The following is a 10,122-nucleotide window of genomic DNA, read 5'->3' on the forward strand; positions in this document are numbered from 1 at the left end:
TTATGGCTCGTAAATTTCTAGAACTGAATACAGAAGATGGCGGCAAGATTTTAGTTACGAAATGTATCAGTAGGTCGGGTATCGGCTATCAGTAAGTTGTTTAGAAAAAAGCAAAAATTAGCTTCTATTCCGTAAATTGCAATAATATAGCCAAATTCGTCAAAATTTCTGGATATTCATCCGACTATGCTAACTTTGCCAGCACCCAGCCAAAGCGCTAGATTTTTCATTAGCTACCGCAGCCAAGATCCAGACTTGAGCCTTGCCAAGGATTTTTATGAAGCTATTAAAGCTGCTGGACACGAAGCATTCATGGCGGGCGAGAGTATTCGCTTGGGGGAAAAATGGCCTCAGCGCATTGATGAAGAATTAAAACTGTGTGATTACTTTTTGTTACTGTTGTCCGAGCGATCGGCAACTAGCGAGATGGTGACAGAAGAGGTGAGACAGGCTAAAGAGTTACGGGATAGCAGCGATCGGCATAAGCCAGTGATTTTGCCCATTCGCGTCAACCTTCCTTGGAGTACGCCACTGAATTATGATTTGCGGGGCTATTTACAACAGATTCAGCAGCGAGAGTGGAAGTCGGCTGCCGATACTCACAGAATTTTACAGGAAATTTTTAGTTTAGTGGCAATCGGTGATGTAGAAAGATTGGCAGAGTGGGAGAGTGGGGAATTGGGAGACGAAAAATTATTTTCCCCCATCGCCTCATCTGCTTATCCTCTTTTGCCAGTGACAGAACCAGTATTCCCTGATGGACAGGTGAATTTAGCTGAAAATTCGTCTGATTTGAACGGTTTGTTAGATCCAGAACTATCCCCAGAACTGGAATTTCCGTTTTTCGATCAAGTTTTTTATTCTAATTGTTACAAAGAAGTGAAGAAGCCAGGGGCATTAATTCGGGTGAAAGCTCCTTTGCAATGGGGCAAAACCTACTTAATAAACCAGATTTTGGATTATGGGATTCAGCAAGGCTATCAAGTAGTGCGAATAGACTTTCAAGAGCCAGAAAAAGAAATATTCAATACTCTAGAACGTTTCTTGCACTGGTTTTGTGGCAGCATAGCTGAAGAATTGAATCTACCGCATAATCTAGCTGAAAACTGGCGAGGTGCGCTGAGTGCTAACAGTAATTGTACCAACTACTTTGAAAGATATCTCTTACCAGCAATCAGCAGTTCCCTGATTTTGGGATTGGATAACGTTGATATACTTTTTTCTCATCAAGCGATCGCTTGTGACTTTCTTCCTTTGTTGCGAACTTGGCATGAGAAAGCCCATACTAGACCTATTTGGAAAAAACTACAGTTAGTAATTGCCTATTCTAAAGAAGATTACATTTCTACAGATAGGAATAAATCACCGTTTAACGTGGGTAAATCTATTGACATACCTCAGTTAAATCAAGCACAAGTACAAAAATTGGCACAACATCTTAAACTTCATTGGAATGAAGAACAAACTACTCAATTGATGGACATGGTGGGTGGGCATCCTTGGTTGGTAAAGAAAGCACTGCATGAAATGACAAGATGCGGATTGACGTTAATCGAGCTATTGCAAATTGCGCCTACTGAAGGAGGCTTATACGGCGATCATTTGCGTCTTCATTGGTTAATTTTGCAGGAACATCAACTATTAGAGATCATGAAGCAAGTAGTAGCCACAAATACTGCTGTCCTGATAGATCGAGTCAAAGCGTCTAAGTTACAGCATATGGGACTAGTAAAATATACTCATAATAATTCTGTTCAGCCATTATGTGATTTGTATCGCCTGTATTTTCGTGATCGCTTGGGGATGTAGTATTGATGTCAAATTCGCTAGATCCCCTGCCAAACTACGAATACCAAGTTGGGGGTACTTTACCTTCAGATTCCCCTACCTACGTTAAGCGGCAGGCAGATGACAACTTATACAAAAAGTTGAGGGCGGGTGAATTCTGTTATGTCCTGAACTCGCGGCAGATGGGTAAATCGAGTTTGCGGGTAAGAACCATGCAAAGGTTGCAGGAAGAGGGGATTGATTGTGCTGAAATTGATATTACCGCCATCGGCACTCAGGATGTTACCCCCGATCAATGGTATGCAGGTGTAATTGACAGCCTGGTTAGGAGTCTAAAACTAGACGATAATTTTGATTTAGAAAACTGGTGGAAGGCGCAAAAATTACTGCCTCCATTGCGGCGATTAGGGAAGTTCCTTGAAGAGGAGATGCTAACCTCTATTCATAAAAAAATTGTCATTTTTGTAGATGAAATTGATAGCGTTCTCAGCCTCAATTTTTCAACTGAGGATTTTTTCACTTTGATTAGAGCCTGTTATAACCAACGTGCTGATAAACCAGAATATAAACGCCTCACATTTTGTCTATTAGGGGTAGCAACTCCCTCTGATTTGATTCAAGATAAACAGCGTACACCTTTTAATATTGGTCAAGCAATTGAACTCAAAGGTTTTGATATAGATGAAGCCGAGCCTTTAGCTAAGGGATTAGTAGGTAAAGTCAGTAATCCCCAAGAAAAGCTAAAAGAGGTTTTGGAATGGACTGGTGGACAACCTTTTCTTACTCAAAAGCTTTGTCAATTTATTTTAGATGATGAGCAAAGATTGTCTGTAGAGGAATTAGTGCGATCGCGTATTATCCAAAATTGGCAATTTCAGGACGATCCGGAACATTTGAGGACAATAAGCAATCGGTTTGTCATCAATAAATATGCGGAGTCATTGCTAGGACTATATCAGCAAATTTTAAAAAATGGAGAAATTGGAGAAGATAATAATAGTACCGAACACATGGAATTACGACTGTCAGGATTGGTCGTTAAGGAAAATGGAAAGTTAAGAATTTATAACCGTATTTATGAGTTTGTTTTTGATCATAAATGGATTAATGAGACTTTAACGAATTTATGTCCCTATACGAAGGAACTAGCAGCATGGATGAATTCTAATCGACAGGATAAATCACAGTTGTTAAGTGGACATAAATTACAAGAGGCTCAAAAATGGCAAAAAGGTAAAGAATTGCTTGTTGATGATTATCAATTTTTAAATACTAGCCAAGAAATGGAAATACGAAGTCAGCAGCGTTCTTTTATCTTGCTGGCTCCACTACTGGTAATGATTCCAGTAGTAGTATTGCAATCTTTGAACACCACTAATACATATATTAAAAGTCAAGCCAATCAAATATTGTTTGAGCAGCCATTTGAGCAATCATTTAGTCAAGGTGAGCGTACTTTGTTTGGTGGAGATCCAATTCTTGCTCAGGCTTTTGAAGCTTTTAAACACGAAGATTATACTGATGCTGTTAATGATTTTAAAAGAGCTAGACAAGCATTTCCTTATAATCCCGAGTTGCGAATTTATTACAACAATGCTAAAGCATATCAACAAGGCAATCCACTAACTCTGGCAGTGGTTTTACCAGATACTAATAAAGAAGCGGGTATTTCTAAAGAACTATTGCGAGGAGTTGCACAGGCACAAGATAATTTTAACAGTTTAGGTGGAGTAAATCAGCGATTTTTAAATATAGTAATTGCCAATGATAGCAGCGCTCAAACTCAAGCTCAAAAAGTTGCTGGAGAAATAATTAAAAATCCAAATATTCTAGGAGTTATTGGACATTATACTAGTCCAAATAGTACAGCAGCACTACCTCAGTATGAAAGGGCTGGTATAGCAATGATATCTCCAGGAAGTACAAGTACCTCACTAAATAGCAGAGTATTTTTTAGAACAGTACTTTCTACTGAAGTAAATGCTGGTAAGTTAGCAGATTATGCTGCTAGTAATCAGGGCTATAAAAGAGTAGTAATTTTCTACAATCCTGATGAAATTTATAGTAATAACGTAAAGGAAGAATTTGGAAATTTATTTAAATATAAGAATGGGGAAATTATAGATACTTATAATTTGGCTAATCTTTCACTCGATACATCTACCGAAATTTCAAAAATTAAGGAAAAAAATGCAGATGCAATTGTTCTGTTTCCGAATACAGAGTTAACTCCTGTGGCACTTGCAATTGCCCGCGCTCAGGGAAGCAAAAAATTGCCTCTGCTAGGAGGAAATGTTTTGTACAATCAAGACACTTTGAAATCAGAAGCTTTTGAAGGTTTAGTTATATCTGTAGATTGGTTTGCACAAGAGCAAAACTCAATAAAATTTGCAGAGGAAGCTAAGGGAATGTGGGGAGGACAGGTTAGCTGGCGCACAGCTACAGCTTATGATGCAACTCAGGCTTTTATCAAAGCTATATCTATGTCTAACAATCCCTCTCGCCAGACTGTTTTGCAAAATCTCAAATCTATTAATCTTTCATCAACCGAAACTTCAGGGTATCCACTCCATTTTGATGATAAAGGCGATCGCCAACAAGAACCTGTTCTTGTCAAAGTAGTTAGAGGTAGCGATGGTCTGTTTAAATTTGAACAAGTTAAGTAACGAAGAAATTTATCGTAACTCCAAAATAAGCGATCGCTCATTTTCTAGGCGTGAGACTATCTAAAACTTGCTGGAATTCTGCTGTGGAAGGAATTGCGATCGCACTTTTATGAAGCATTTTTAGCACAGATGGTTCTTCTATCCTATTGATAACTTCGACAATGGAGCTTGGCACTTCTCCAAATCGCGTTTCTATAACTGCAATCACGCTTTCTCTAGCAGTTTCGACAATTCCTTCTTCTTTTGCTAGCCTTTCAATACTAGTTACGTACCGCATTCTATCTGCCTCCTCGTAACTTCTGACTTCTGTTTTAAAACTAAGTGCCAACTCTTTTGGCAAAACCATTATCCAGTCGATAAACCGAAATAATTCCCGAATATCTTCCCGGCTATATCCCCGTTCATATAACCATCTGACTAGGCTTAGTTTCCACTGTAGCCGATTTTCTGGGTTTCGTTGCGTTGCCTTGGTCTTGAGATGCGCCATCACAATTACACCAAAGGGGTTGGTTGTTTGCTCCAAGGTTTCCCACCCTTGCTCATAGTCCAACAGTTTCGCCACAGGAAACTCTAAGCTGACGCGACATCCGCCCAGTTGATAGCTGTAGCTAGAAGGTCGCCAATTCGCTTGTTCATCTGCTAAAACTGCTAAACTAATGACTCGCTTTTTATGGCGGTCAAACAAGCGGTAATTATATGTGTACATCCGTTCGGCAAATTGGCTGTCATATTGCCCTTGGACTTCCACATGAACCAATACCCAAGCTTCCTCTCCATCCAGTAGCCAAACTTTTGCAACTTTATCGACCAAACGCCGCCCAATTTCTGCATCCGGTTCTAGCTGTTGCAGTTCTGTGTCCAGAAATTCATAAGGTCGCGTCCAGTCGATTTCGGCATAAGCTTGGGTGAAAAAGAATTCTAAAAAGCGGGGAAAATATAGCTCAATAACTTCTTTCCAAGGACTATCGTAATCAGTAAGTTGCTCGGTCATGAATTAAAACAAAAAGTACCTCTGTGCCATTGGTAAAACTGTCGCAGGTTCACAAATCAGCAACTCTCCATCAGCCCTAACTTGATATGTTTCTGGATCTACTTCAATGTCGGGTAGTGCATCATTCAGCTTCATATCTCGCTTACTCAATTGGCGTGTCCCAGAAACGGCAACTGCTGCTTTTTGTAAACCTAACTGGCTAGGAATTTCTTTCTCTAAAGCTGCTTGGGAAACAAAAGTTAATGATGTGGCATGACGCGCCCCTGCAAAACTACCAAACATAGATCGCATATACACTGGTTGTGGTGTGGGAATACTGGCATTAGCATCGCCCATTTGCGCCCATGCAATCATGCCGCCTTTAATCACTATTTCTGGTTTCACGCCAAAAAACGCGGGACGCCACAAACATAAATCTGCTAATTTTCCCTCTTCCACTGAACCCACATATTCAGCAATTCCGTGAGCGATCGCAGGATTTATAGTATATTTAGCAACATATCTTTTTGCTCTAAAATTGTCTGCTTTTTGCTCTGTTCCTTCTGGGTTAAGAGTTCCCCGTTGCACCTTCATTTTGTGAGATGTCTGCCAGGTGCGAATTATCACTTCGCCTACCCTTCCCATTGCTTGGGAATCAGAAGAAATCATGCTGAATGCGCCTAAGTCGTGCAAAATATCTTCGGCCGCAATGGTTTCTCGGCGGATGCGAGATTCGGCAAAAGCGACATCTTCGGCGATCGCAGGATCAAGGTGATGGCATACCATCAACATATCCAGGTGTTCATCCAAGGTGTTGAGAGTGTAAGGACGTGTGGGATTAGTTGAAGATGGGAGAACATTGGCTTGGCTACAAACTTTGATGATATCTGGTGCATGTCCGCCACCTGCGCCTTCGGTATGGTAGGTGTGGATAGTACGATTCTTGAAAGCAGCGATCGTATCTTCGACAAATCCGGCTTCGTTCAGGGTATCAGTATGAATAGCTACTTGCACATCATACTCATCGGCAACGCTAAGGCAAGTATCAATTGCTGCGGGTGTAGTTCCCCAGTCTTCATGTAGTTTTAACCCCATTGCACCGGCAGCTACTTGTTCTACAAGTCCTTGGGGTTGGCTGGCGTTACCTTTGCCCAAAAATCCTAAGTTGACAGGAAAAGCATCAGCAGCTTGCAACATTCGGTAAATATTCCAAGGGCCGGGGGTGCAGGTAGTGGCGTTTGTGCCTGTGGCAGGGCCAGTACCGCCGCCGATCATAGTCGTAATACCGGAAGCGATCGCCACTTCAATCTGTTGGGGGCAAATAAAATGAATATGGGCATCAATACCGCCAGCAGTGAGAATCATTCCTTCACCGGCTAAGGCTTCAGTTCCGGGGCCAATAATAATATCTACATTGTCTTGAATATAAGGATTTCCGGCTTTACCAATTTTGAAAATCTTGCCATCTTTAATGCCGATATCTGCTTTGACAATACCCCACCAATCGAGAATTAAGGCATTAGTAATTACTAAATCAACAGCACCATCGGCGTTAGAAATTGGGGATTGTCCCATACCATCTCTGATGACTTTACCGCCGCCGAATTTAACTTCGTCGCCGTAGGTGGTGAAATCTTGTTCAACTTCAATAAATAATTCTGTATCTGCAAGTCGGATGCGATCGCCTACTGTGGGGCCATAGGTTTCGGCGTAGGCGCGGCGATCCATTCTGTAACTCATAACTGTTCCTCACAAACTGCAAATTTGGAATTTTTCAAACCTCATCTGGAAACCATTCCCTTCAGGTGAGGCACACATTACACCTACACTTACTGTTTCTGCTGGAGTCAAATAAGTGAGCCGCAGCATTGTATATTCAGTTCCATTCAAAGAGTATTCCACCTCTATTGCTGTGCCGCGTCGAGTTACACGCACCCAAATTGCAGACGGATTTTGCGGCATTGGAATAACAGACCAATCTGAGTAATTGCGTGTCACGACTGCGCTAACTTGTTGCACGCCATTGACAAATTCAATACCACATTTCAACCAATTCAACTCATCTAAACGTACCATCAGGCCCGCTTGATCGTATAAATCCTGATATTGTCCGCTGATTTTCACTTCAGCAATAAAGTCACCTTGAATCTTTTGATAAAAAAAGTGACCATTATCTCTAATAAAACCGTAGTGAGTTTCCCGCCAGAAATCTGTTTTTGCGCCGGAAGTGATAGCGATCGCTTCATCTTTCACTTCCCAAACAGGCGGTTCATTGTACCATTCCATTTTCATAGCTAAAGAGAACCGTTAATTTTCGCGTTGAAGCCGTAGACTTGGCGAGTACCGACTAAGGGGACTAATATGATTTCTTTTTCGTCGCCTGGTTCAAAGCGAACTGCGGTTCCTGCGGGGATATCGAGGCGCATTCCTCGCGCTTGTTCTCTGTCAAAATTTAAGGCGGTGTTAACTTCATAAAAGTGATAGTGGGAACCGACTTGTATGGGGCGATCGCCTGTATTTGACACTTGCAATTTTATAGTTGGACGACCAACATTGAGTTCAATTTCACCTTCTGGTGTGATAATTTCCCCAGGAATCATAATAAATTCATTCCAAACTTAACGAATTGGATTATGTACTGTCACTAACTTTGTGCCATCAGGAAAAGTCGCTTCTACCTGTACTTCATGCACCATTTCTGATATTCCTTCCATGACATCCTCCCGTGTCAATAGAGTTGTACCATAACTCATTAATTCAGCTACAGTTTGCCCATCTCTTGCACCTTCTAAAATGGCAGCAGAAATATAAGCGATCGCTTCGGGATAATTCAGTTTTAAACCCCTTCCTTTCCGTCTTTCTGCTAATAGAGCAGCAGTAAAAATTAATAGCTTATCTTTTTCCTGCGGCGTAAGTTGCATTCTTACCTCCTCTGTGTTCTCTGCGCCTCTGCGGTTAGTTTAAACCTGCCACACTCTTGGTATACAATTACCACGATTCAAGAAAGAAACTCGCAGCATCTGCCAAACATCAATAAACCAGTTTCTCGCTTCAGATGTGGAAGCACCGCGATATCGGCACAATAATCCATGTTGTAATCGGCTAACACCCGCTTCTCCTTTCCCATCCCATAAATTTCGCGTTTTTTCGACAATTTCTCCTGAAACTGCACCACCAACCCAAACTAGACTACCTACTATTGGTTTTCCAGCCAAACTGTGGGGACTGTGAAAGGTTTCTTCGCTACCCCGTAACCATTGCCGATCAATCCATAAAGGAATACCTTCTTGCCAAATTTCGGTGTGCGATCGCCATTCCCCTTGTAAGAACTTCTCTCCCCTAGCACTGCGACCAAATCGGGTAATTTCCCAGCCTAACCAACTGCCCCCGGTTGCTAATTCTACCCGTAAATCTTGCCGAAAAATCGCGTCGTTAAATAAAATTGTCTCTTGCGGCAACCACTCTAAACAAGCACCAGCGTCAACTTGTATATGGATGGTTTGTCTAGCTTGTAAGCCATTGCTGCGGTATATTTTGCTTGCAGCAGCTGTAGTGATTAAGGCTTGGGTTTGGGGTTGGAGGTGAATATTAGAGGATAAGCGATCGCCTCCCACCATTCCCCCAGCCGTGTGTAAAATGACGCTATGACAAACTTTTTCCCCTTCTGGGTAAAATGGGCGTTGTACCTTCAGGGGCGCTTGTTGGTGATTGTAAATTAATTGGGTTTTACCCTGGCGATCGGCATAGACTAAATTAAGTTTGCCATGCCAACCTTCTGTTGCTTGCAGATTGCAGGTCATTTATAAATTCAAGATTAAAGTTCAGATATCTTATATTTATTTAATGCATTCTCTGCTACTTTACTTGCAATTTATCATTGTTTTTCGCCAAGGTGTACGCTAGTGCGATAGACCATATAGATAAAACCGGGAGCATCCACTTTTGGAAGAAACATAATTCTGATACTCCGAAAACTCTACTATATGGTTCATCTAAAAAAGTAGATCCGCCGAAATTGGATGCTCCCATAAAACCACTTTCATCACGAAAGCGCTGATATAGTTCTTGAAACCTATCAATAAGCTGACTTTTCACATCCCGTCAAAAGTCAGGTTTAGCTTTGGTGTATTCTTATTTAGGTTTACGTGATGCCTCATTTGCATTAGCAAATGTAGCTTATCAAAATATTACAAATGAAAAACTGGTAGAACAGGCTGGAAGATTTGTCTATTTGATGCAACTTTTTGGTCAAACCTATGTAAATTTAGGAGACTTTTATCAGGCAAATCAAATACTCCAGCAAGCTTTAACTTTTGCTGAAGAAAGCCATTATATGCAAGTAAAAGCAAAAACACTCAATGGTTTAGCAGAAATCCATCGACAACAAGCACTTGCATTAGCCCTTACTCATCATACAAAAGCTATCGAACTTTTGGATAAAATAGGTGCTAAGTGTGACTTGGCTGAAGCTTATTTCCAATTAGGTTTAACTTATCAAAAGATGGCAAAGCCTGATGACAGACAAATGAATTTTAATCGATCGATTCAGCTATTCACCGAAATAAAAGCTCCGAAGCAAGTTGAAAAAATTTCCAACTGCGCTGCTCAAGGTCATGTCAATCATTCCTGACATTGTTGAGTGGATAAGCTAATCGGCATTTAAGCTGCATAATATAAATGCAGAGTCGGTTGAAAATA

9 protein-coding genes and 1 pseudogene are annotated in these 10,122 nt (G+C 41.1%); 3 read left to right on the forward strand and 7 right to left on the reverse strand.

Annotated features, from left to right (window positions below):
* Nucleotides 1-186: 186 nt before the first annotated feature.
* Together VB740_RS06465 and VB740_RS06470 are read left to right on the forward strand one after the other, a co-directional pair.
* Nucleotides 187-1,809, forward strand: a complete 1,623-nt coding sequence (locus VB740_RS06465; protein WP_323199224.1) for an AAA-like domain-containing protein — start codon at nt 187-189, stop codon at nt 1,807-1,809.
* A gap of 5 nt (nt 1,810-1,814) precedes the next feature.
* On the forward strand, nt 1,815-4,454 hold the full coding sequence (locus tag VB740_RS06470) for an AAA-like domain-containing protein (RefSeq protein WP_323199225.1): 2,640 nt from the start codon (nt 1,815-1,817) through the stop codon (nt 4,452-4,454).
* A 37-nt stretch (nt 4,455-4,491) separates the two neighbouring features.
* On the opposite strand, the gene VB740_RS06475 is transcribed toward VB740_RS06470, so the two are convergent.
* The 7 genes from VB740_RS06475 to VB740_RS06505 are packed head-to-tail and all read right to left on the reverse strand — an operon-like array spanning nt 4,492 to nt 9,519.
* Nucleotides 4,492-5,445 carry a transposase gene (locus VB740_RS06475; protein ID WP_323199226.1) on the reverse strand — a complete coding sequence of 318 codons (954 nt, stop codon included), beginning with the start codon at nt 5,443-5,445 and terminating at the stop codon, nt 4,492-4,494.
* A gap of 3 nt (nt 5,446-5,448) precedes the next feature.
* Complete coding sequence (gene ureC / locus VB740_RS06480) at nt 5,449-7,164, reverse strand: urease subunit alpha (RefSeq protein WP_323199227.1); 1,716 nt, start codon at nt 7,162-7,164, stop codon at nt 5,449-5,451.
* A gap of 9 nt (nt 7,165-7,173) precedes the next feature.
* Entirely contained in the window at nt 7,174-7,710 is a 537-nt protein-coding gene (locus tag VB740_RS06485; protein ID WP_323199228.1) for a DUF1349 domain-containing protein, read from the reverse strand.
* A gap of 8 nt (nt 7,711-7,718) precedes the next feature.
* Nucleotides 7,719-8,024: an urease subunit beta gene (locus tag VB740_RS06490; protein ID WP_323199229.1), complete on the reverse strand. Its 306-nt coding sequence runs from the start codon at nt 8,022-8,024 to the stop codon at nt 7,719-7,721.
* An 18-nt stretch (nt 8,025-8,042) separates the two neighbouring features.
* A complete protein-coding gene (gene ureA, locus VB740_RS06495) occupies nt 8,043-8,345 on the reverse strand; it encodes an urease subunit gamma (RefSeq protein WP_323199230.1) in 303 nt (100 codons plus the stop codon).
* Nucleotides 8,346-8,384: 39 nt separating this feature from the next.
* Nucleotides 8,385-9,224, reverse strand: a complete 840-nt coding sequence (locus VB740_RS06500; RefSeq protein WP_323199231.1) for an urease accessory protein UreD — start codon at nt 9,222-9,224, stop codon at nt 8,385-8,387.
* A 55-nt stretch (nt 9,225-9,279) separates the two neighbouring features.
* Nucleotides 9,280-9,519 (reverse strand): hypothetical protein, encoded by a 240-nt coding sequence (locus tag VB740_RS06505; protein ID WP_323199232.1) that lies wholly within the window; start codon nt 9,517-9,519, stop codon nt 9,280-9,282.
* A gap of 19 nt (nt 9,520-9,538) precedes the next feature.
* Between VB740_RS06505 and VB740_RS06510 the strand changes: the two are divergent.
* A pseudogene (locus VB740_RS06510) lies at nt 9,539-10,054 on the forward strand (NB-ARC domain-containing protein); the annotation flags it as partial.
* Nucleotides 10,055-10,122 lie beyond the last annotated feature (68 nt).

Origin of the sequence: Nostoc sp. UHCC 0251, assembly GCF_034932245.1 — a bacterium.
Lineage (GTDB): Bacteria > Cyanobacteriota > Cyanobacteriia > Cyanobacteriales > Nostocaceae > Nostoc.